The organism is Clostridium nigeriense (assembly GCF_050585245.1).
GTDB lineage: Bacteria > Bacillota > Clostridia > Clostridiales > Clostridiaceae > Clostridium > Clostridium nigeriense_A.
The window spans coordinates 93108-117620 of the sequence record NZ_JBNOOF010000011.1; the positions used below are offsets into that span (position 1 = coordinate 93108).

The 24513-nt window shown below is 28.1% G+C and carries 19 protein-coding genes; 5 read left to right on the forward strand and 14 right to left on the reverse strand.

What is annotated here, in order from left to right; translation table 11 throughout:
* The first annotated feature begins 76 nt into the window (after positions 1–76).
* Entirely contained in the window at positions 77–1081 is a 1005-nt protein-coding gene (locus ACQPUY_RS15315; protein ID WP_430842505.1) for a helix-turn-helix domain-containing protein, read from the forward strand.
* Positions 1082–1132: 51 nt separating this feature from the next.
* Here the strand turns inward: ACQPUY_RS15315 and ACQPUY_RS15320 are convergent, their stop codons facing one another.
* Complete coding sequence (locus tag ACQPUY_RS15320; protein ID WP_430842507.1) at positions 1133–3703, reverse strand: glycoside hydrolase family 3 N-terminal domain-containing protein; 2571 nt, start codon at positions 3701–3703, stop codon at positions 1133–1135.
* A 288-nt stretch (positions 3704–3991) separates the two neighbouring features.
* Here ACQPUY_RS15320 and ACQPUY_RS15325 point away from each other — a divergent pair, with 288 nt between their 5' ends.
* A complete protein-coding gene (locus ACQPUY_RS15325; RefSeq protein WP_430842545.1) occupies positions 3992–4180 on the forward strand; it encodes a nucleotidyltransferase family protein in 189 nt (62 codons plus the stop codon).
* A gap of 21 nt (positions 4181–4201) precedes the next feature.
* Here ACQPUY_RS15325 and ACQPUY_RS15330 read toward each other — a convergent pair whose 3' ends face one another.
* From ACQPUY_RS15330 to ACQPUY_RS15380, 11 genes are all read right to left on the reverse strand, one after another.
* Positions 4202–4801: an AAA family ATPase gene (locus tag ACQPUY_RS15330; protein ID WP_430842509.1), complete on the reverse strand. Its 600-nt coding sequence runs from the start codon at positions 4799–4801 to the stop codon at positions 4202–4204.
* A 144-nt stretch (positions 4802–4945) separates the two neighbouring features.
* Positions 4946–6535, reverse strand: a complete 1590-nt coding sequence (locus tag ACQPUY_RS15335; protein ID WP_430842511.1) for a glycine betaine ABC transporter substrate-binding protein — start codon at positions 6533–6535, stop codon at positions 4946–4948.
* Complete coding sequence (locus ACQPUY_RS15340) at positions 6535–7662, reverse strand: ABC transporter ATP-binding protein (RefSeq protein ID WP_430842513.1); 1128 nt, start codon at positions 7660–7662, stop codon at positions 6535–6537. Before ACQPUY_RS15340 ends, ACQPUY_RS15335 begins: the two co-directional genes overlap by 1 nt.
* A gap of 283 nt (positions 7663–7945) precedes the next feature.
* A complete protein-coding gene (locus ACQPUY_RS15345) occupies positions 7946–8851 on the reverse strand; it encodes a Gfo/Idh/MocA family protein (protein WP_430842515.1) in 906 nt (301 codons plus the stop codon).
* 153 nt (positions 8852–9004) lie between these two features.
* Complete coding sequence (locus tag ACQPUY_RS15350; protein WP_430842517.1) at positions 9005–9808, reverse strand: HAD family hydrolase; 804 nt, start codon at positions 9806–9808, stop codon at positions 9005–9007.
* A gap of 376 nt (positions 9809–10184) precedes the next feature.
* The gene (locus ACQPUY_RS15355) at positions 10185–11861 is read right to left on the reverse strand and encodes an ABC transporter substrate-binding protein (RefSeq protein WP_430842519.1); all 1677 of its coding nucleotides are present in this window, start codon (positions 11859–11861) and stop codon (positions 10185–10187) included.
* Positions 11862–11989: 128 nt separating this feature from the next.
* Complete coding sequence (locus ACQPUY_RS15360; protein ID WP_430842547.1) at positions 11990–12820, reverse strand: carbohydrate ABC transporter permease; 831 nt, start codon at positions 12818–12820, stop codon at positions 11990–11992.
* Positions 12821–12906: 86 nt separating this feature from the next.
* Positions 12907–13881 carry an ABC transporter permease gene (locus ACQPUY_RS15365; protein ID WP_430842521.1) on the reverse strand — a complete coding sequence of 325 codons (975 nt, stop codon included), beginning with the start codon at positions 13879–13881 and terminating at the stop codon, positions 12907–12909.
* 252 nt (positions 13882–14133) lie between these two features.
* Positions 14134–14835, reverse strand: coding sequence for a DUF624 domain-containing protein (locus ACQPUY_RS15370; protein ID WP_430842523.1), 702 nt, complete (start codon positions 14833–14835; stop codon positions 14134–14136).
* Between the two features lie 12 nt (positions 14836–14847).
* The gene (locus ACQPUY_RS15375; RefSeq protein WP_430842525.1) at positions 14848–16377 is read right to left on the reverse strand and encodes a response regulator transcription factor; all 1530 of its coding nucleotides are present in this window, start codon (positions 16375–16377) and stop codon (positions 14848–14850) included.
* On the reverse strand, positions 16355–18157 hold the full coding sequence (locus ACQPUY_RS15380) for a cache domain-containing sensor histidine kinase (RefSeq protein WP_430842527.1): 1803 nt from the start codon (positions 18155–18157) through the stop codon (positions 16355–16357). Before ACQPUY_RS15380 ends, ACQPUY_RS15375 begins: the two co-directional genes overlap by 23 nt.
* 372 nt (positions 18158–18529) lie before the next feature.
* Here ACQPUY_RS15380 and ACQPUY_RS15385 point away from each other — a divergent pair, with 372 nt between their 5' ends.
* From ACQPUY_RS15385 to ACQPUY_RS15395, 3 genes are all read left to right on the forward strand, one after another.
* Positions 18530–20572, forward strand: a complete 2043-nt coding sequence (locus tag ACQPUY_RS15385) for a beta-galactosidase (RefSeq protein ID WP_430842529.1) — start codon at positions 18530–18532, stop codon at positions 20570–20572.
* A 299-nt stretch (positions 20573–20871) separates the two neighbouring features.
* A complete protein-coding gene (locus tag ACQPUY_RS15390; protein WP_430842531.1) occupies positions 20872–21558 on the forward strand; it encodes a helix-turn-helix domain-containing protein in 687 nt (228 codons plus the stop codon).
* Between the two features lie 64 nt (positions 21559–21622).
* A complete protein-coding gene (locus ACQPUY_RS15395; protein WP_430842533.1) occupies positions 21623–22366 on the forward strand; it encodes a DUF5694 domain-containing protein in 744 nt (247 codons plus the stop codon).
* A gap of 30 nt (positions 22367–22396) precedes the next feature.
* Here ACQPUY_RS15395 and ACQPUY_RS15400 read toward each other — a convergent pair whose 3' ends face one another.
* Together ACQPUY_RS15400 and ACQPUY_RS15405 are read right to left on the reverse strand one after the other, a co-directional pair.
* The gene (locus ACQPUY_RS15400; RefSeq protein ID WP_430842535.1) at positions 22397–23095 is read right to left on the reverse strand and encodes an HNH endonuclease; all 699 of its coding nucleotides are present in this window, start codon (positions 23093–23095) and stop codon (positions 22397–22399) included.
* Positions 23092–24339: an AAA family ATPase gene (locus tag ACQPUY_RS15405; RefSeq protein WP_430842537.1), complete on the reverse strand. Its 1248-nt coding sequence runs from the start codon at positions 24337–24339 to the stop codon at positions 23092–23094. Before ACQPUY_RS15405 ends, ACQPUY_RS15400 begins: the two co-directional genes overlap by 4 nt.
* Positions 24340–24513 lie beyond the last annotated feature (174 nt).

The following is a 24513-nucleotide window of genomic DNA, read 5'->3' on the forward strand; positions in this document are numbered from 1 at the left end:
TAGGTCATCGCAAAATTAGTAAAATCATTTGACATGCCAATGAGAATTCAAACAAATGAAAAGCGAGGTATAGAATATGGTTTGTAAAACAACTAAAGAATTTCAAAATATGGTTTTAGAGAAAATAACCTTTTCTGAATATCCAATGGAAAACTGCACTATTTATAAAAATGAAGATAGACCTGAACTTGGATATTTTATTAAATATAGCCGAGAGGGATATTATGACTTTGGAATTGGTGATTATACTATTCCGCTTAACTTTTCTCTTGCCTTTGATCACAAAGAAGAGTTAATGCGTTTTGGAACTGTTTATACTGGAGAAACTAAGTTTAAAATTGAAAATAATCCTGTTTCTTCTTTTAGTCCTTCCTCATTTTTTGTTGTTGAAAAAGGATTAAGAGGAAAGCAGTCATGGACAGAAGGACAGCACTTTCATGGAGCAGAAATAACTATTTATAAAAAATATTTTGATGAAGTAATTAAACCTAGTTTTCCTAAAACTATAGGCTTTGATAATTTTATTGTTAATTATACTTATCGCTATCTACCTCTTGAAATAGCTTCTATTATTCAAAACCTAAGAAGTCTATCTCAAGTTGATAGCCTAACACCACTATATTTAGAAAGTAAAATTTTAGAATGTATTGCCTTAATTTCAAATGAAGTCCATTCATCACCCGAGAATGCTTTTACTAACCAATTAAACTATGGAGATATTAAAATAGGAAAAGATAGACGTGTTACTTTAACAGCTTCTGATGCTAACGCAATACAAAAGGCTTATGATATATTAACAAAAGAAGCTTGCAATCCACCTACTATAAAAAGCTTAAGTAAAATGGTATTTCTAAATGAGCAAAAATTAAAGGCTGGATTCTCAGCAAAATATCATATGTCTATAAACCAGTACACAACATCTATTAGAATAACAATGGCTGAAAATCTACTCTCTACTACTGACTTAAGCATTGATGAAATATCTAAAATGGTTGGGTATAACTACAGTGGAAACTTTATTAAAATGTTTAAAAAAGTTCATGGAAAAACACCCCTTTCATTCAGAAGGATGAAGGAGTAAATAAAAATGAGCTAACGAAATGTTAGCTCATTTAAAATGTCTTTTATAAATTTATTTTTTGTTCTTCTTTTTATTTAAAATCAATCCTACAGCTACTAATCCAACACCCATAGCAATTGTTGCTACTGGTGCAACTACTGCTCCTGTATTAGGTAAATTTCCTTTTCCTTTATTATCTTCTGGCTTTGCTTCAGGTTTACTTTCATCTTCAGGTTTATTTTCCCCACCTGGTTTAACTTCTTCCTCTGGTTTGTTTTCTTCACCTGGTTTAGTTTCTTCTACTTTATTAATTTTTACAGTTTTATTTTCTAATTCCGTATTAAATGTTCTCTCTTTATTATCTAATACTTCTAATGACCTTATTACTTGTGCTTCTTTATCTTCATTTGATATTGCTTTTAAGGTTACTATTAAAGTTGTGTTTGTAGTACTTTCCTTATCAGCTAATTCTACATTTATTTGGCTACCTTCTGAATTTACATTTTTAACTTCAATATTTTCATCTTCAGATTTTACTGATATAAATTTAAAATCACTATTATTATAATTTATTTTTGCAATATAATTATCTGATTTTAGATTTTCTATTCCATCAATTGTAACTTTAACTTCTAATTCTTCTCCACTTTTAACTTCTTCAACTGTATCGATACTGGTTGTACCTAATGATGTTAAATTAGTAATACCAAAGCCATATTCAAAAGCATTTACTTCTAGGTTTGCCACTCCATTTTCATCTACAACCGGAATACTAACCGGTAAAGTTCCTCTTGCTTCTGCTGCTCCAAAAATAACTTCAATTGAAGCTGGAATATTAGGACCAAAAGCTTGAACTGGAGATAAGCCCCCATCTGCTTCTGTTGGGTCCATTCCCTTATATCCATAAGCTATTACTTCTGCCTTTGCATTTTTGTGTGCTGCCACATCATATGGTTTGCCAACACTTACAACTACTGAATCTTTATTTAATTCATTTGCATAAGCTGTAACTTCATTTGGAATTGCTGTTATCCAATGAGTACTACTTAGATGAGTATAATTACCCATTTCTGATAAAACTACAATATAATCTGCTTCATCAATTTTACTTTTTAATTCATCTGTCATTGTTGCTTCTGATTTATAACAATAAGTATCTAATTCAACTGAATTAACCTTTCCTTCTTTAATTAATCTATTTAATCCAAATTTCATTCCTGGTAATTCATTATCATAAGGAGCTATAAGAAGAACCTTTTCCCCCTCTTTAGGATTTAATGGTAGAATATTTTCTTCATTTTTTACTACTGTAATTGCTTCTGCTGATACTCTTCTTTCAACATCTCTATTTTCTTGTGAACCAACTACACTTTTAGCATTTTCTATTATTTCATCAGCTGTTCTAGTATCATTTTCAACATCAATTACTCCTCTATCTATTTTTAACTTCACTACTCTTTCTGCAGATTCATTAATTCTCTCTTCAGATATTTCACCATTTGTAACAGCTTCTTTAATGCCATCTACTATTGCTCTAAGCTTTGGAACATCATCTTTACTTCTTAATATTGTTGGCATTAATGCTATATCTACTCCTGCTTCAAATGCCATTTTCACTGCTTCAACCTCTCCAAAATTTTCTGAAATAGCAGCCATATTAAGAGCATCTGTTATAATAACTCCTTCAAAATTCATATCTTTTCTTAACAATCCTGTTAATATGTCATCAGATAGTGTTGCAGGAATTTGTATTTCTTGTCCATCTTTTATTGATGTATAAGTATCTTTTTCTATTTGCGGAAACTGAATATGAGCTGTCATTATCATATCTACACCATTATCAATTGCTGCTTGGAATGGTTTTAATTCAACATCTCTTAATTCTTCTAATGATTTGTCAACCTTAGGTAATCCATAATGTGAATCTGTAGCTGTATCTCCATGTCCTGGGAAGTGCTTAGCTGCTGAGGCTACCCCATTAGATTGAATTCCTTCTATCATTTTAACTCCAAGTTTTGCTACTAAATCTGCATTGCTTGAAAATGATCTTAATCCTATAACTGGATTTAATGGATTATTGTTTACATCTACTGAAGGTGCAAAATTAACATTAATCCCTAAAGAATTAAGCTCTTTACCAATAACTACCCCTGTATCATAAGCACTTTGCTCATTTTTAGTAGCACCTAGTGCCATATTTCCTGGAAAGTTCGTACCCGTTCCTAATCTTGTAACTATTCCACCTTCTTGATCGATTGTAGTTAGTAACGGCAAATTACCATCTTTATCATTTATTGCAACCTGTTGAATATCATAAGTTAACTTAGCTGTTTGTTCTGTTGTCTTAACATTTTGCGCAAATAATATAACTCCACCTAAATCAAACTCATCAATAATTTCTGCTACTTCATTATTCATTTCAGTAAAATCTTGAACTGCACTTTGCCCTTCTTGCTTCCATTGTCTAAAATCAGGCATTAGCATTTGACCTATTTTTTCATCTAGAGTCATTTCACTTACTATTTTCTCAGCTTCAGCCTTTGAGTTTAAAGTATCTGCATTTACAAATTTAATATTTCCCAATATTAATGTAGTTGTTACAGCTAAAGCGCTTAAGATTGATAATATCTTTTTCTTTTTCATATTTCTCTCTCATCCCCTTAAATATTTGAAATTCTATTTCACCTTTCAAGTAAAATTATACCAATAACACTAGCATTTTCAACCGTTTTCATTTTAGCTTTTACGACATAATTATATTTAAATTATTTTATATATAATATAACGGAAAACTTTTACAAGAATTTTGTTTAATTAATATGTAATTATGTATATAATATTATAGAAATATACTATTTTTCTATAATTATAGGAGGTGGATTTTTGCTTACTAATATTGAATTTAATTTAGATAAATAAATAGTTAAAGAAATTTATGAAATAGCAAGTAAGTATAAAAATATTCGTAAAATTCTCTTATTTGGTTCTAGAGCTCGAAATGATAATTCACCAAAAAGTGATATCGACTTAGCAATATATACTGAAAATGATTCATCTAATTTATTAGATTTTATTTATGATATATTTATAGCTCAGCCATCGGCTGAGCTATTTCCTTAATTCTTCATTCTTAATTTTTCATTACTTTGTTGCCATATCTAATTTAACGTCTTTTTCTTCTAATTCCTCTGAAAGATTAAGCATTTCTAAAATCTTTTCTGATCTTTCTTTTGTTGATCCTGTTATTATAGTATATCTAACATTTTCTGCTTCTAAGAAACTTAATATAGCGTTGTCCACTGCTTTAGCCACTTCTTCATCTTGCCATCTTACTCCATCCTTAGTATACCCAAACTCTCTTGGTACAAAGAATATATGATCGTATTTTGGTAAGTCTCTTAAAGCTAAGATGTATAAGTCTTTTAATATTTCGATTTCTTTAGTTGTTCTCTTTTTATCTCCAAGCATAAATCTACCATATATGTATGGAACAAAAGTTGCATAATCAGTTATTGCATAATCAAATTCATTTAAGCTGTCTTCTAAGTGAAGTTGTCCTAAATATATGCCATATTGCTCTGCTATATTTTCGATCATTCCCTTATCTCTTAAATAGTCAGTGCTATACTCTGTTGCTACTCCAACATTCAAATCTCTAATTTTCATCTCAACATAAAGTTGTTGTATTAATGTAGTTTTTCCACATCTTGGACCACCCAAAATGGCAATTCTCTTTGGCATAGTAAACCCTCCAAAAAAATTCTATCTAAAAGTAAATTATTTTTCAAAACAGATATTCATTATAACAATAATTTACGATAATTTCAATGTATATTGAAGGAAAGGTACTATAATTAATAATTATGCATTCTTCATTTTACATTCTTAATTGTTAATCAGTCCTTCTGATTCTAAGAATTCTATAGCTACTGTTTTTACATCTCTCTTATTTATATCTACTTCATAGTTTAACTTTCTCATCTTTTCTTCTGTTAACTTTCCATCTAACTTTCCAATAACTTCTCTAAGTTCTGGATATTTTTCTAAAGTATCTTCCCTTACAACTGTAACTGCATCATAGGGTGGAAAGAAGTTCTTATCATCTTCTAAAATTACTAGATTGAATTTATCTATAAGCCCATCTGTTGTAAATGCATCTATTACTTGAGTTTCATTATTTACTAAAGCTGTATATCTTAATCCACCATCAATTGCTTTAACGTCTTTAAATTTCATATTGTATTCTTTTTCTAATCCAATTAACCCATCTTCTCTATTTGGGAATTCTATAGTTGGTCCAATTATTAATTCATTTGCTACCTTTGCTAAGTCTGATACTGTTTTTAAATTATATTTTTCTGCTGTTTCTTGTGTTACTGCCATAGCATAGGTATTATTAAAACCTAATGGATTTAAAACTTCCAAGTTATAGTCACTTTTAAATCTATCTTTAACTATATCATATACTTCCTCTCTATTAGAGTTTGGCTCTGTCATATTTAATATACTTACATATCCTGTTCCTAAATATTCTACATATAAATCTACAGCTCCTGACTTAAGAGCATTAAATGTAACTTGGCTACCACCTAAATTAAATTTTTCTACTACATCTATGTCAGTATTATCTTTAATAAACTCTGATAATATATTTCCTAAAATCAATTGTTCAGTATAATTTTTGGAAGCTATTACTATTGCTTTATCATTTTTAGATAAGGCTTTTGGAATTATAACAAATCCCAAACATACAATTACTGCTAATGAAGTTGCAGTTATAACTACTCTCTTTTTAGCCTTAGACATTTTATTTCTCTTCACCTTCATAGTTCCATCAGACTTTTTAATTCCATTTGGCATAGTTGCATCTTCTATTTTTCCTGTTATAAAGTCAATTAATAATGCTAAAATTGCTGCTGGAATTGCTCCGAATAAAATTAAGTTATTATCAACAGTCTGAATTCCCGAGAACACTAGGTATCCAAGTCCACCTGCCCCTACAAAGGCTGCAATAGTCATAAGTCCAACTGCTGTAACTGCTGCCATTCTTATTCCTGCCATAATTACTGGCATTGCTAGCGGAATCTTTATTAATCTTAATGTTTGTCCACTTGTCATTCCCAAACCTTTTGCTGCTTCTAACATATCTGGATTAATATTTGTAATTCCTGTATAAGTATTTTTAATTATAGGCAACATAGAATATAAGACAACCATCGTTATAGCTGGTGCTGACCCTATCCCTATAATTGGAATTAAGAATCCTAAAATAGCTAAGCTTGGAATGGCTTGTGTTAAATTAGCTACTCCAATTACTCCACCTGCTAATTTTTTATTTCTAGTTATCACAATACCTAGAGGTACACCAATAACTACTGCTATCAATACTGCAACTATAGTAAGTTCTATATGTTCAATTAATAGTGATAGAATTTCTGATTTCTTTGCCGTTAATTGTTCTATAAAGTTATTCATTAATTATTACCTCCTATCTCTATATATTGACTACTTAAAACTGAAATTAAACTACTTCTTGTAACTAGTCCTGAAAGTCTTCCAGTATCATCACAAACTGGTAAATATCCTTTTTGTAAATTATTAAACACTTCTAATAACTCTGGTAAACTCTTATCTCCACAAACACAAATAGGTTCTTTATTCATCATTTCTTCTACTAAGACATTTTTATTTTCTGCTTTCCTTATTATTTCCAATGTTATATATCCTAAAAGCTGATATTGCTTATTTATTACAAGTAAACTATCAACCTTCTTTTCTCTCATTATTTGACTTGCTTGAAGAAGATTTCTCTTAGGGTTCACTGTTACTGGATTTGGAATCATAACATCTACTGCTTTTATCATTTCTGGTTTTGTCCAAATTTTATTCTTACCAACAAATTCTTCAACATATTCGCCAGCAGGATTTTTTAATATATCTTCTGGAGTATCATATTGAAGAATTTTTCCGTCCTTTAAAATACATATTTTATCTGCTAAATTAAGAGCTTCATCCATATCATGAGTAACGAAAACTATTGTTTTCTTATATTCCCTTTGAATATTAAAAAGCTCTTCTTGAAGTTCTGTTCTTGTTATTGGGTCTAAAGCACTAAAGGGTTCGTCCATTAAAATTATTTCTGCATCTGCTGCAAAGGCTCTTGCAACTCCGGTTCTTTGTTGCTGACCCCCACTTAATTCTACTGGATATCTATCGCTATATTTTTCTGGATCTAATCCAACCATATTTAATAATTCCTCTGTTTTCTTTTCTATATCTTCCTGAGCTTTACCAATAAGCTTTGGAATTATCTCTATATTTTCTTTTACTGTCATATGAGGAAATAAGCCAGTTTGTTGAATAACATAACCTATACTTCTTCTTAATTTAATTGGATCTATATCTCTGATATTTTTACCATTTACTAATATATCACCTGAAGTTGCTTCAATTAATCTATTTATCATTTTTAGTAATGTAGTTTTACCACAACCACTGGAACCAATTAAAACAACTAAGTTACCTTTATCTATCTTCAAATTGAAATCATCTAAGATAACATTATTTTTATAACTTTTTTTAATATTTCTAAACTCTATCATGAAATTCCTCCCTTTATCTGTAAACAACTTTTATGATACCACTAAGTTGTCAGTCTGTCAAAGTTTTTTGAATATTTCTACTTTATTGTATATTCTTTATGTAAGAATTTTGGTTATAAATAATTTAAAAATAGTTATTTATAATATTAAATTTTGTATAATTTCCTAAAGAATAAAAAAATGCAACTATGTAATTTTGCTTATTACTTAGCTACTCTCTAAGTCATCGCAAAATTAATAGCTGCACTTCAAAACTGAATGAAAGTTCCCAGATATCTTTTAACTAATAATTAACTATATAATTAACTATATCTTCGCAAATTCTATGTGTTATTATTGAATCTTCAATTGATGGATTTGGAACTTCTCCTTCCTTTACTGAAGATAGAAAGTAATTAATTATATCTTCAAATCCTCTTTTATATAAAGTATTTTCCCATCCTCCATAAGTAGTCTTAACTTTTCCTCTATTGTTTACTTCAAAACTATCTACTAAATCTTCAACTACATATTTATTGCCTTTTACCATGTATTCTATATTTTCTTCTGTTATGCCTGCACTTCTATTCATTATTCCTATAGCTGTAGTCTTGTCACCTTTAAATGTAACCACTACATTATAAAGATCATTTCCTTCTTTTAGAAAATTAATATCCATATCTTTAATTTCTTCATCCATTAAAAATCTTAAAGTATCAACAACATGGATAAAATCTTCAACAACAAATCTTCTAATATCTCCTGCTGGATACTCCCTATTTTTCTGCATTACTATAATATCCGCTTTTCCCTTAGATTTAAGTTCCCTAACTTTTGGACAGAACCTTCTATTAAAGCCTACCATAGCAATTAGATTTTTTTCTTTTGCAAGAGCTTCAATTTCCATACTTTTTTCAAGGTTATAAGTTATAGGCTTATCTATATAAATGTTAACACCTTTTTCTAATAACTTTTTAGCTATTTCATAATGTCCATCTGCATGAGTTGAAATTATAGCTGCATCAATATCTTCTTTTAACAAATTTTCTAACTTATTATAAGCCCTATCTATTTTATATTTATTAGAAACTTCTCGTAAAACCTCTTTATTTCTTGTAGAAATCAACAGTTCTACATCTTCTATAACTGATAAAATTGGTATATATGCTTTTTTAGCAATAGCTCCTAAACCAATTATTGCAACTCTCATTTTATTCCCCCTTTAGGCTACCAAAGGCAGCAATTAATAATTAAAAATGTAGAATGAAGAATTGTTAAAATAATTCAGACGAGCTGAATTATGAAATTTATAAATTCCGAAAGAATTTAATCCTTTATTCTTCATTTTTCATTGTGCGTAGCACTACACAAGCCCTAATTTAATAAGTCCCTTTTCTATTCCTTCATTGGCAACTTCTTCTGTAAAATCATATGCATATTCTTCTAATCTTTCATGATATCCACCCATTGCAATTCCATACTTTACAGCCTGGAACATTTCAATATCATTTTCACCATCACCAAAGGCATAGGCATTATCTTTGCTTATATCCAATAACTTTAATACATGATCTACTCCATATCCCTTTGTATACTTTGCCTTATAAATTTCAAAAAGTCCACCATTGCTTATATTTGAAATAAATGCATATCCTTCTTTTTTAAATCTATCACAAACTAAATCAAAGGATTTTTCATCATAAGCTACCGCAATTATCTTACTAACTTTAACAGTTTCCTTGTCCCAATCTTCATTAAAATTTTCTTTTTTTAGCTTTACTTCTCTTATAAGATTTGCTATTTTTTCATTATTAATATCTAAAACATAGTTATATTCTTGCCCTTCAAGCATGTAAACAACATTATTTTCTTCTAGAAAATCAAGTAATACCTTTAGTTCCTTATTATCTAAAGTTTCATTAAATAAAACCTTATTATCTATTTCTGCATAAGCTCCATTTGAAGCTATATATCCATTTAGTCCTAAGTCCAGTATTCCTTCATCTATACAATTTTTAGGTCTTCCTGTTGCTAATATTGTTAAATAACCATTTTCTCTTAGCTTTACTATGGAATCCTTAGTCGCTTTTGTTGGTTCATATATTTGCTTTGTCCAATCTATTAATGTTCCATCTACATCAAAAAATACTACTCCTTTATTCTCCATAACTTCCTCCTCGTACCTCAAAGCTTTTAATAATCTACAATTATATAGTACCAAAGATATATAAAAATTTATATCAAATTATGAAAAAAGAAGTAAATATGCTATGTTAGTTGCTCCGTCGCAAGCTCCAAGTCGCCCTAACACAACATATTTACTTCTACAAATTCAAGGTAATAATTCCTCATTCCTCGGAATTATGAATTTTTATGACATCGCCCTAGCTCAAGCTATCACAAAATTAAACTGAAGGAAAGAAATTATAAATAGTTATTACAAAGGTAAAGTTCTTATAATTTCCTATCCATTAAAAATATAATTAAATACCCCAGATTACCCGTTTTAGGTTCCCTGGGGCTTTATTATTTGAAAAGTTAAATTAGTTATTCCATAATTCTAATCTGTCTTTAATTAAATCTGTAATTCCTTGATTTAATTCATCTATTTTATAGCTTTCTAATGTTGCAACTATTTCATCCCAAGCCTTATCAAAATCTTCTGGTTTTCCTAGAATTGCTTGAGTTGCTGCTTGTTGAATATAATCATCAGCTTTCTTTTGAATTATAGCCATATCGCTATCACTTGGAATATTTAATTGCCATACTTGTCCATGATTAGAAGTCCCAAGTTCTTCTGCTGTTGGGAATAAATCTGGCCATGCTTCTGCTTCATAAGCTGCTAATGTTTCTTTTTCTGCACTATTGTAGTTTGCTGTCATACTTTCTATAGTAGTAGTTGAATAACTATCCCCATTTGCATCTAAAGCTCCAACTCCTCTTTGTGGGAATGGATAAACATATTGTCCAATTCCAGTTTTCTTCGCAAAATCTGGATCTGTATTTTTTTGTTCTTGAATTTCAGGTAAGAATTCTCTCTTTCCTTCATCATTAATTGTGTAGTGAGTTCCTTCAACACCCCAGTTTAATAAGACTTGTGCTTCGTCTGATGCTAACCAATCTAAAAACTCAAATGCTCTTTCTGGATCTTTACAACTTGATGAAATTGTAATTCCCCAACCACCACTAAATCCATAATCTTTTAAAGTTTGGTCTTTTTGTGTACTATCATCAATAACTACTGGTAATCTCGCATAAGTTTGCTCTTCTTTTCCTTCTCCAACTAAACTAATTGCTGCAGATTGATAATCCCAATATGCATCTGATAATCCAATTACTCTTCCTGCTGCTATCTTAGCTTTATAAGTATCTTCCTTTTGAGTGAAGGATTCTGGATCTAATAATCCTATATCATTCATGTGATTTAACCACTTAAAGTATTCTTTAACTTCTGGTAATAAAAACTTATAAGTTGCTTCTCCAGTTTTATCGTTTACAGCAAATTGTCCATCATCTGGAATACCTGCTGCAAGAGATGCTATATTTCCTACTGTAATTAACCATCTCCAGTCACTTGCCATTAAGGATAATCCTATTCTTTGTTGTCCATCTTCAGTTGTAGGATTCTTTTCTAAATATTCCTTAATAACCTCTTCATAATCATATATAGTTTTTATTTCTGGATATCCCATTTCCTTAAGAACTTGGTGTTGAAGTTGCATAGTTCCTGAAGGATCAAATACCTTTTGAGTAACTCCATAAGTACCTACTGAATAAATTGATGGATCTTCATTACTATATCTTAATCTATTTAATTGATCTCCATATAAAGCTTTTAAGTTATCTCCACTTTTTTCAATATAATCATCTAATTTAATAATTGCACCTGCATCAATTAACTTAGAAGTATCTCCCTTTGCATAAATCATATCTGGATATTCTCCACTTGCTATCATAAGTGGAACTGCTTGAGTATCTCCTGCTACTGGATGCTCAAATTTTAAAGTTACTCCTGTTAATTCTGTTATCTTCTTAGCAACATCATCAGTAAATGGTATATCTTCAGCTAAATCTGCTGAAAAGATGGTAAATGTAATTGGTGACTTGTCCATTTCTCCTGAAGCATTAGAGCTATCGTCTCCTTTCTTACCACATCCAACAAAAACTGTTGTAGTCATTAAACCTGCTAAAAGTAAAGTTAATACTTTTCTCCTTTTCATATTTACCCTCCTAAATTTTATTTTCCCCTTGGAATCCATAATTTTAGAATTTATATAAACAAAGTTTTCTAATATAAATCCATAGAAACCTTGTGTTTAACATTATAATTTATTTAAATACCTAGTATCTAACTCTTAACTGCTCCTAATGTCATTCCTGAAACAAAGTATTTTTGTACAAATGGATAAACCATTAATATTGGTAATGTTGCAACTATTGTTATAGCCATTTTTATAGATTGTGGATTAGATCTTGCTGCATTTTGTAATGTTGGATTGTGAATGTCTACTGTTGTTGCTGCATTATCCATAATCTTCATAAGCTCGTATTGTAATGTAGTTAAGCTATCATTAGTTCTTGCATAAATATATGTGTCAAACCAACTATTCCATTGTCCAACTGCTATAAATAAAGCTACTGTCGCTATTACTGGCAAACATAATGGGAATACTATTTTCCTAAATACAACCCAATCATTAGCTCCATCTATTTCTGCTGATTCATACAAAGCTTCTGGCAACCCATCCATAAATGCTCTTACAACTATAACATTAAATGCTGAAATAAGTCCTGGTAAAATATATACTGCAAAGTTATTTATTAAACCTAACTTTCTAACTACTAAGTATTCTGGAATTAATCCTCCACCTACATACATTGTAATTATAAATAGTAAAGTAACGAATTTATTGAATATGAAATCTCTTCTGCTTAAAGTGTAAGCTACCATTGTAGTTGCTAATACACCGGTTACTGTTCCTATTACAGTTCTTAATACTGAGTTAACAAAGGCTCTTGGTAATTTACTGCTACCTGAAAATATTTCTTTGTAGTTTTGTAATGTAAATTCTCTTGGCCAAATGTGTATTCCACCTTTAACTGTATCTGAAGCATCATTTAGAGATATAGCTAGTACATTCAAAAATGGATATAAAGTAATTACTAAGACAAAAATCATAAATACAACTAATACTATATCAAAAACTTCTATTTTCCCCTTTTTCTTTTTAAGCTTCATTTCTCATCCCTCCTATGGCCTTGCTATTATTTCATTAAGCTGCCTTCTCCATCATTAAACTTCTTAGATGCATTATTGGCTAAGAATATTAATATAATTCCTACTACAGACTTAAATATACCGATTGCTGTACCAAAGGAATATCTAAACATTCCAATACCATAGTCTAAAGCGTATTTATCAATAACTAATGACTTAGTTGCAACTGTTGGATTTCCAAGTAACATTTGCTTTTCAAAGCCAATATTTAATATGTTTCCTATACTCATAATTAATAAAACTAATACTGTACTTTTAATTAATGGCAATGTGATACTAAACATCCTTCTAAATCTTCCTGCTCCATCAACCTTAGCTGCATCATAAAGCTCAGGATCTATTGCTGTCATAGCTGCTAAATAAATAATTGCATTCCAGCCCATTTCTTTCCATACATCCGAAGCTGTTACTATTCCCCAGAACATGCTTGTACTAGATAAGAAATTTATAGGCTGTGAAATAATATTAAATTTCATTAGTAATTCATTAACTATTCCTGCATTAGCCAACATATTTGTTACAATAGTTGCTGCTACTACCCAAGAAATAAAGTGAGGTAAGTATGAAACAGTTTGTACTAACTTTTTAAATTTTGTATATCTTAACTCATTTAAAAAAAGTGCAAATAATATTGCTGATCCTGTTCCAAATACTAAACCTAATATACTCATTCCTAAAGTATTTTTCAAGGACTCATAAAATAATGGTTCTTGGAATAAATCTATAAAGTGCTTGAATCCCACCCATTCTTGTTCAAAAAATGAAAGTTGAGGTTTGTAATTTTGAAAGGCCATGGTCCAGCCAAATAACGGTAAATATTTAAAAATAATTACCCAAAGCACAAAAGGAAAGGACATCGCTATTAATACCCATTGTTTTTTAATATTTTTCCAAGTAATTTTTCTTTCTTTTTTCTTTTTTTCTTTTTTTGTTTTTACATCAACATTTCTAACAAGCTGCATTATCTATCCCTCCATTTTTTTCAACCTTTGCTTCTACTGTTACTTATATAATAATATTTCCCATATACTCTTCATACCTATAAAAATGTATATGTTTTCATATAAAAATTAGAGTATTCTACCTTGTATATATGTAAATTTACTTATTCCGTCATACCTCCAAATCATCACGAACTTACATATGTACAATTAAAAACTGAAGGAAAAAAACTCCCGAAGGAGTTTTTACAATAATTCTTAATTTTTAATTTTTCATTCTTCATTGTGCGTAGCACTATTGTACTTTTCTTTTAAGTAGTTTTCTACATCTATTAGCGTATTTTTTTCTAGTATTAATATTAAATATGCTAGGGCCATTGGTCCAAATAGAACTCCAATTAAAGCTATTTTTAGAAATTTTACTATAAATAAAAATATTACTATTATCGAAATTATTGTTATTGTTAAATAGAACTTTTTAATTGTCTTTTCTATGGCTATTTTAAAAACATCTAAAGTTTTTGCATTTATTCTAGCTATAATGGGAAATACATATAAACTTATAGATAAAGTAAATACTGCAATTCCTATAAAAATATATGATATTATATTTACTCCTATTTTAAAGAAATGTTCTATGTCTAAATAACTCATTAATAAAATTATGCTTATTATAGCACTAGCAAATATTCCTTGAAGAAAGTTTAACTTATAAAAATACAAAAAATCTTTATGTGCTTCTGTTTCTTCACCTCTAATAAGTCTGCCTAATACAGAAAATAATGTTGAAAGTGCTGGTCCTATTATAATTCCTAAAAATGATAGTATATAAATAGATAAACCTGTTCCTGAAAGTAAAAAATAAATTATAAAAGGAGAAATAGATATTAAAAAATATGCATTTATCATTAAAATATATAATAATCTTTTTGTCTCATAATAAACTCTGTTGCTCTTTAAATTGTTATTACTCATGTAAATCATCTCCTACTGTTCTGCTTCTTTTTGCTTTTTATAGTTTAATGGACTAACTCCTACATATTTTTTAAATTTACTATGGAAATAATCTATATTTTTATATCCAATAAGCTTACAAACCTCATATACCTTTAAATTCTTTTCTACTAAAAGTTTCTTTCCCTCTTCTATTCTACGCTTGTCTAAATAAGTATTAAAAGATTCCCCAGTATAACTTTTAAATATCTTTCCTAAATAGGCGCTATTATAATTAAATATTTCTGCTAATGTTTCAAGCTTTAAATCCTTATAATAATTAGTTTCAATATATTTAACTATTCTCTTAATTGAAGAATTATTAGAATTTATACTAATTTCTTTTGATATATTAGATAATCCCTCTAACAATACTTGAATTATATCTTGTAAATTATCTTCTTTATAAATTTTATCTATTATATCCTCTCCAATATTTATATCTTTTGCTGAAAGATTATAATCTTTTTTAACCTTATCCTCAAAATCTAAAAGACTCTTAGTAATTAAAATCTTCGATTCATTTTCCTTGTATGATTTAGCTCTAATTAAATTTTCTAACATATTTATGGATTCAGTTAGTTTGTCATCTTGTCCAATTTCAACATAAGTATAAGCATTTTCTAATATTTCTTTTTCACTTAAATCTAAATCAATATTTTTAGTATTAATTTTTAAGCTGGATGCTACTTCTAATCTATTAAATAAAAATTTATTATTAGTTAATTTTTTTGCATTTCTATAAGATAAATATAGATCGTTTATATAATCTACCTCTTCTCCTAATGCAATAAAGTTGTTACCACCTAAAGCTTTATCTAATCTTTCCTTTAACTTAGTTAGTATTTTATATGTATAGTTAACATTCATATTTCTAATAACTAAAGCTAATCTATCACCAAGCTTTATAATATCTATATTTTCTTTTTCCTCAATATTTTCTAATATTAAATTTTCTATCTTTAATATATTTTCAAAATTATTTTGGTTTAAAGAATTACTTATAAGAGCTACTTGAAAGGTTGAATTATTTAAAGCTTCTTTTATTTCTTCATATTCATTAATATTATTATTGAGTATAAGTTGCCCTAATACATATTGTCTTAAAGCCACTTTATTTTTTTCTATATTGTCTTTACTTTTATTCTCTTCTTCTATTTCATCTTTTAATTTTAAGGCTATATCTAAAAGCTCATCTTCATCTATTGGTTTTAATAAGTAATCCTTAACTCCATACTTTATTGCCTGTTGTGCATATTTAAAGTTTGAATAACCACTTATAATGATAAACTTTCCTTTAATTCCTTTTTCTCTTATATCCTTTAATATATCTAAACCTAATTTTCCAGGCATTTGTATATCTAAAAGTACTATATCTGGATTTAATTCTAAAATCTTATTATATCCTTCATCTCCATCTTGTGCTTCACCACAAATTTCAAATCCATTTTCACTCCAGTCTATAATATGTTTTAATCCTTCTCTTACATAAGGTTCATCATCAATTATCAATACCTTTAACATCAGCTTTCTCTCCCTTCTTACTTGGTAGTAAAATTATTACTTTAGTTCCTACCTCTAAGGTGCTTAAAATATATAAGCCATACTCTTCCCCATAGAACATCTTTATTCTCTCATTTACATTACTAATACCTATACTCTTTTTATTAACATCATTATAAGCTCTTAATTTTCCATTTATATAATCTAATTTCTCTTGTGTTATACCTACCCCATTATCAGAAATTTCTACTATTAGATATCCTACTTCATCATAGATAGAAACTTCTATTTTTCCCATTTTAGTGCTACTTTCTAACCCATGAACAAATGCATTTTCAACTATTGGTTGTAATAGTAATGGCAATATTAAATAATCTTCTGGATCTACTTCTAATCTAAAATCGTATTCAACCTTTCCTTTAAATCTTAAGCCTTGAATTTCAAGATAATTTCTAATCATATCTAACTCAGATTTTAATGTAACTATTTCATTAGTAACCTCTAAATTTCTTCTCATTATTTTTCCTAATTTCTTAACTATATCTGCAAGTTCCCTATCTCCATTACAAAAGGCTCTCATTCTAATTGTTTCTAAGGTATTATATAGAAAGTGTGGATTTATCTGACTTGCAAGCATCTTAAATTCTGCATCCTTTTGTTTAACTATAAGCTTTTTTTGCTCAAGTTCTTTTATATAAACTTCATTTATTAAATTCTTTATACTACCTACCATTGTATATAAATTTTTATAAAGCTCGGCTATTTCATCTCTTCCAGCTATCTCTTCTTTAATTTCAAAGTTTCCAACTACTACTTTTGCCATTTCTTTATTTAATAAACTAACTCTATTTGAAAATTGTCTTGAAAAATAAACTATAATTATTAAGGATATTGTTACTACAAAACTTATTAAAGCGATACTTTGGTGCATAACCACTCTAGAAGTCTCAGTGATTTGATAAACTGGTACACTTACCAATACTTCAAAAATATTATTAAAGGACTTGTCTATTTTAAATTTATCAGAAATAACATATCTATCCTTTAAGCTAATTTCTTCTTTAACACTGTTATAATAATCTACTTCATCTGAATTATAAATATAATTAACGTTACTACCTTCTTCAAACTCTCCAGATGCTACTACTGTTCCATCTATTAATATAGTTATTGGATAGGGCTGCTCTGAAATTATTTTTCGAAGCTTAGATGTTTGAAGGCTTATTACTAGTACTCCTATATGACCATCAACTTCACTTGTTATATCTCTAATAAGAGATAAACTATAATCCTTTGAAATCTCATCGTATTTATAAACCCAGGTTATTACCCCTCTATCTGCCCTTGCTTTCTTATACCAAGTACTATTTCTAACCTCATCATTTACCTTTACTATATTTGAATTATCTAAAATAGTATTGTTTTCAACATAAAGTCTAATATTAGATAAATCACTATAATATTTTAGATAATTACTTAATATAGGATATTCATTATAAACCTTTACATTTTCTCCATAACTTGAATATTGAGTTTTAACTATTTCATGTAGTTTCGTATCTTGATATATCATATCTGATGTTGCCGTTGCAAGTCTTAAGGTTTCTGTTAATCTTTGCTTTATTTGATTTGAATTTGCCCTTGCATCTTTTTTAGAATTTTCAACAACCACGTCACTCATCCTGGTAGTAAAATAAATCCCAATTGTTAAAACTGTTACGGAAACTATAAGAAAATAAACTATTAAGAGCTTACTTCTTATTTTTAAATTATTTACTGTTTTATTAATTATTTTACCCATAGCTAACTCTCCAAAAGTATTTTTCATACTAATTTTAATCCATTATCAAAATTATGTAAATGTTAGTATTATATAACTCCTGTGTAATTTTGCTAAGCAAAATTAAAAATTGATAATGCATAATGGATAATGGATAATTAATGATGTTTTGCACAGCAAAACTTAAATTCATTTTGTGCGAAGCACCTTTTATTCAAAAATCTTTTAGGATTTTTTCCTTAATTATGCATTATGCCTTATCAATTATCCATTATAAAAATGCTCGCATTTTTAAACAATCACTAATTTTCAATATATATTTAATATAATTAACTGTGTATTGAAAGTTAATTATTCATATTAAAATTTAACTATATATTAAGGAGGGATATTATGATTAGTAAAAAAACACCCTTTATATTATATGGTGGTGATTATAATCCAGATCAATGGTCAAAAGAAACTATACTTGAGGATATGAAGTTTTTTAAACTTGCTAATATAAATACTGTAACCCTACCTGTATTTAGTTGGGCTCTTTTACAACCTAACGAAGACACTTATAACTTTGAATGGCTTGATAATATTCTTGAAACTTTAAAGGAAAATAATATTTATGTTTGTATGGCTACTTCTACAGCAGTTCAACCAAACTGGATGTCAAAAAAGTATCCTGAAATATTACCAGTAGATTTTGAAGGTCGTAAGAGAAAGTTTGGTGGTAGAGTTAAGTTTTGTCCAAATAGCAAAAAATATCGTGAGTTTTCTGTAAACCTTGCCACGAAATTTGCTAAAAGATATAAGGATTATCCCAATATAATAGGTTGGCATATAGGAAATGAATACGATAACTACTGTTATTGTGAGCATTGTGAAAATAAATTTAAAGAATGGGTTAAAAACAAATATAAAACTATTGAAGCAGTTAATAAGGCTTGGAATATGAATTTCTGGGGACATACTCTATATAGCTTTGATGAGATTGTTTCTCCATCAGGATTAAGCGAAATGTGGTATGGCTATGATAAACAGTGTACAAATTTTCAAGGAATTGCTATAGATTATAACAGATTTATGTCTGACTCTATTCTTGAATGTTACTTAGGAGAATATAAGGCTATTAAGGCTATTACTCCAGATATTAAGATAACTACTAACTTAATGGGAACCTTTAAGCCTTTAGATTATTTTAAATGGGCTAAACATATGGATGTGGTTTCATGGGACAACTACCCCGGATTAAATGCTAATCCAAGTGATACTTCTCTTCGCCATGACCTAATGCGAAGTTTAAAAAATGGAAAGCCTTTTATGCTTATGGAGCAAACTCCAAACCAGCAAAATTGGCAGCCTTATAATAGTGTAAAAAGACCAGGAGTTATGAGACTTTGGAGTTATCAGGCAGTTGCTCATGGTGCTGATACAGTTATGTTCTTCCAAATGAGACAATCAATTGGTGCCTGTGAAAAATATCATGGAGCAGTAATATCTCATGCTGGACATGAAAACACTAGAACTTTTAGAGAATGTTCAGAGCTTGGTGAAGAACTTAAAGCTTTAGGTGATACAATAATTGATTCAAAATATAATTCAAAGGTTGCAATAATATTTGATTGGGATAACTGGTGGGCAGTAGAATTCTCAAGTGGCCCTTCTATTTCACTTAAATATGTAGAACAAATAGAAAGATACTATAAAGCCTTCCACAATCTAAATATTTCAGTGGATTTTGTGGAACCTACTGGAGATTTATCTAAGTATTCAGTTGTACTAGCTCCAGTTTTATATATGTTAAAAGAAGGAGCTGCTGATAATATTAAAAAATTCGTTTCTAATGGTGGAACCTTTATTACTACTTATTTTAGTGGCTATGTAAATGAAAATGATTTAGTAAGTCTTGGTGGATACCCAGCAGAACTTAGAGATATGCTAGGACTTTGGGTTGAAGAAATAGATGCTCTTCCACCAGATATGAATAACTCAATTAATTTGGTATATAAACTAAATCCTATGAAAGATAATTATACCTGTAATATGGTTTGCGATATTATAAATCTTGAAGGTGCTGAAGCCCTTGCTGTTTATGGATTTGACTTCTATAAGGATAAGCCAGTATTCACCTATAATAAATATGGGGATGGGTTAGCTTACTATATAGGATCTAATCCTGAACAAAGCTTTTTAAATGACTTTGCCTTAAGATTGGCAAAAGAAAATGATTTATTATTAGGGATAGAAAATAAAGAAGGCATAGAAATTACACAAAGATATAAAGATAATTACTCTTTAACCTTTGTACTAAATCATAATAATGATGAAATAACATTAGAATTAGATAATAAAAATTATATAAATATCTTAAATAATGAATCTATAAAAGAAAATTTAAAATTAAAACCTAAAGATGTAGCAATACTTAAGTCAATTGATAATTAATAAGCTAATAATTTTTTTCATATAAATTCCTTTCATGGAGCTATCATAAGATGGCTCCTTTTAAAATTAAGAAATCTATTTGTAAATTTTTTATATCTCTTTAGTTTTATGGTAAAATTATAAAAGAAATCAATTTTACAAAAATATATAATGATATTACAAGAAAATTTTATACTAATTAAGTTCTAAAGCAGTAATTGAGTTGATTATTACTAGTATTCAATAATTACTTGATAGATACACATTTATTATAATGTTAATATTTAACTGTAATAATAAATGTAGAGGAGAAAATTAAAATGTTTAACATGAAAAATGTAGGTAGAAAAATCTCTTTACTGAGAAAAGAAAAAAATTTAACTCAAATGGAACTTGCTGATATGCTTAATATTAGTTATCAAGCAGTATCTAACTGGGAACGTGGTGAAACCATGCCTGATATTTCAAAGTTGCCTGAAATTGCACAAATTTTTGATACATCTATTGATAATATATTAGGAAATAATTCAACTGCAAGACTAGTAAATAATATTATAAACACTGATTTATCAAATGATATAATAGCGGTAGATGAATTTAAATCCATTACTCCAATATTAAAACCAACACAGATTAGTGAAATATCAAATAAAATTTCGTACTTTGATAATATGAATGACTTATTAGAATATATACCATTTGTTAGTAAAACTATTGCTGATAAAATAGCCAAAAAATGCATTGAAAAAGAGCAAATATTACTAGATGAACTACTACCATTTATTAGTACAGAATGTGCAGATAATCTTGTTGATAAAGCAATAGAGTTAAATTATTCTATAGATGTTTTATTAACTACACTTCCTTTTATTAGCACAGAAATAGCTGATAAGATAGCAAAAAAATGCATTGAAAACAATTATATATCACTTGATGAATTAGTACCTTTTATAAGTAAAGATTTATTAGAAGAACTTATAAATTTAAAGATTCAAATGATAAAGTAGTTATTATAAAAAAATTTAATACTTGTTTTTTATTATAAAATTATATAAAAGAGGTTAGTTATTTATGAAAAAATCTATAATGATATTAGGAGTTCATCATTTAGACAATCCTAATAATGGAGACATGTACAAATTTAATAGTGGAAATATTGAGTCAGAAAAAAGACAATCTGAAATTAAAGAACTAATTATGTGTTTAAAAGAATTTAATCCAACAAAAATTGCATTAGAATTAGATACAGAAATTAATGAAAAAATTAATACTGACTATACAAATTTTTTAAAGGGTACCTTTTCACTAACAACTAATGAGAAGCATCAAATTGGATTTAAACTAGCAAAAGAGCTTGGTTTAAATAAATTATATTGTGTTAATTGGAATAAAGTCGAATCTCATGTTCCAAATGTCTTACAATGGGTAAGTGAAAATAAATGTTCCCTTTGGGATGACCTAAGTAAAGAATTAGCTCAAGACGCATTAGAAACTCAAGATTATTTAAATAACCATACTATTAAAGAATTTATTATTAAAATTAATCAAGATGAATATACAATGAAAAACCATAAAACTTATATGAAACTTGCTTTAATTAGTGATGGTACAAACCCTATTGGTGCTCAATGGGTATCTAAGTATTGGTATTATCGCAATATGATTATCTATAAAAATATAGCTGATTTATTTGAATCAGATGATGAAAGAATTCTACTAATTATTGGAGCAGCTCATGTTCACTTATTAAAACAATTTTTTAATGAAAATGGTGAATTTAATGTTGAAGACACTATTAGATATCTAACAAATTAAACCATAAAAGAAACATATTTTTTGTTTCTTTTATAGTTTAATCTTAATACTATCCTCTTCTAAGAATTCACTTAAAATTTCTCTATTATCTCTTATAATCCATCTCTTAAATGCTGCAAAAGCAGATGAAGGTTTTAATTCTCTTAGTATTAAATATTTCGCATCTTCCTTATCCTCCCCTTCAGCATCCCAATATTCATTTATTACATTCATAAATTTTACTATTTCATTTCTAAGTTCTTTTTTAATATTTACAGCTTCCATCTTTTTCATTGCTGTTGTTCCATTATAAACCTTTTTTAGTAAATCAACAGTTTCATCAACCTCCGTAGAATTTACTATTGATTTTATTTCTATATGCTCATCCCAAGCAAAATTACCTTCTTTTCTAAAGGCAATAAGTTCATCAACATCAACTTCTGTACAATCTAATATATTTTCATATCTATATGATTTTATATTATTGCAATGTCCACAGACTAAAAATAAATTATCCCAATCAAATTTTAAATCCATATTTTGATCTTTATGAGGTCTTAAATGCTCTATATTATAGGATGTAATTTTTTTATTTTCACATATATAACATTTTCTATTAAAAATTAATTTTAATGCCTCTAAAACTTCTGGTTGATTATAGCTTCTCCTTAGCTTTTCTTTTTCTCTTTTTAAAACATCCTTTGCAGTATCTACTTCATCATAACTCTTATTTCTATCTACTTTAATCACTTATCTTTTCTCCTAAATTTCTCAATTTCATTAAATTCTGCTTTTAATTCCATTGCTAAATCATTAGATGCATTTTTAATTTCCATTCGTAATTCTGCTCTTCTTGCTCTTTCATCTTCACTTAAGGAATTTTTTAATGCTAATATCCTATACTCAGAAATTTTATCTTTTAATTCTTTAGAATAATTATCAACTTCAAAATAACCTTCTACAATTCCTTCATAAGAAAAATTAGATAGATTTTCCATTCTGATACTTTTCTCTAAATCATAAACTACAGCATCTTCTATAGAGTTCAATACAAAAGGCGAATGAGTAGTTACTATAAACTGTATATTAGGGAAAAACTCAACTAAAAACGGTAATATCTTTTTTTGAAGTTCAATATGAAGATGAGTTTCTAATTCATCAATTAATACTATTCCTTCTATGTCAAAAGAGTAATTTTTCTCTTCACTTGCTCTATTTTTATCCATTCTTAATATTAAATCAGAAATTATATTAATTATAGATGAATATCCATCTGATAATTCATTTAAACTATAAGGCTCTCTTCCATCTTGTATAATACTGAAATTATAATTTCTATAGTTAAATTTTAAATTTATACTTTCATCATCTAGTATAGTTCTAAATGCATTTTCTAATTTATTGAACCAGGAATCTATATTTTCTACAACAATCATATCATTTTCATTTCTAGCAAATGATTGCTGAGTCTTTAAATCCACAAGATACTTTATGAAAATATTACTTGGAGATTCTTCTAAAGAATATACATCCTTTAAATTTACTTTTTCTACTCCTACTGGTACTTGAACTTCTGTTTTTCTATTTGCACCATAATAAGCTAAAATAAACTTTCCATTTTTGTAAAGTGGTACTAACCTCGTTCCCTCACATGAAAAATATAAATCTAAATTTTCATTTGCATAACCACTAATCAATTTATGTCTATCTTCTATTTCACCTTTAATCTCAATCCTTTTTTCTTCACTACTTTCTACATCTAATTGATTTGAAAGTTTTTCTATATCTTGATTCCAAATCTTACAAGATTCAATTGTCCCATTCTGAATAGATCTAAGCCAATCTTTAATAGCATTTAATGTTGTTGTTTTTCCAGATCCATTTTTCCCTGTTAACAATAAATGCTTTGGTTCTTTTTCTGATAACTTTATATCTATATTTTCTAAGTGTCTTAACTTACTTATATTTATTTCCGTTATATAATATTTATTCAAGAAAATACTCCTTTCACTTTAAATTATGTTGTGTTATTAACTTTCACATAGTATGAATATGAAGTTCAGCCTCATTTTTAAAAGATATTTCCTTTATTTCGTTCAAAGTATCTCCATTTGCTTTATATAAATACATTCTATTCTCCTATTTTATACAATAATCTATTTTCACAT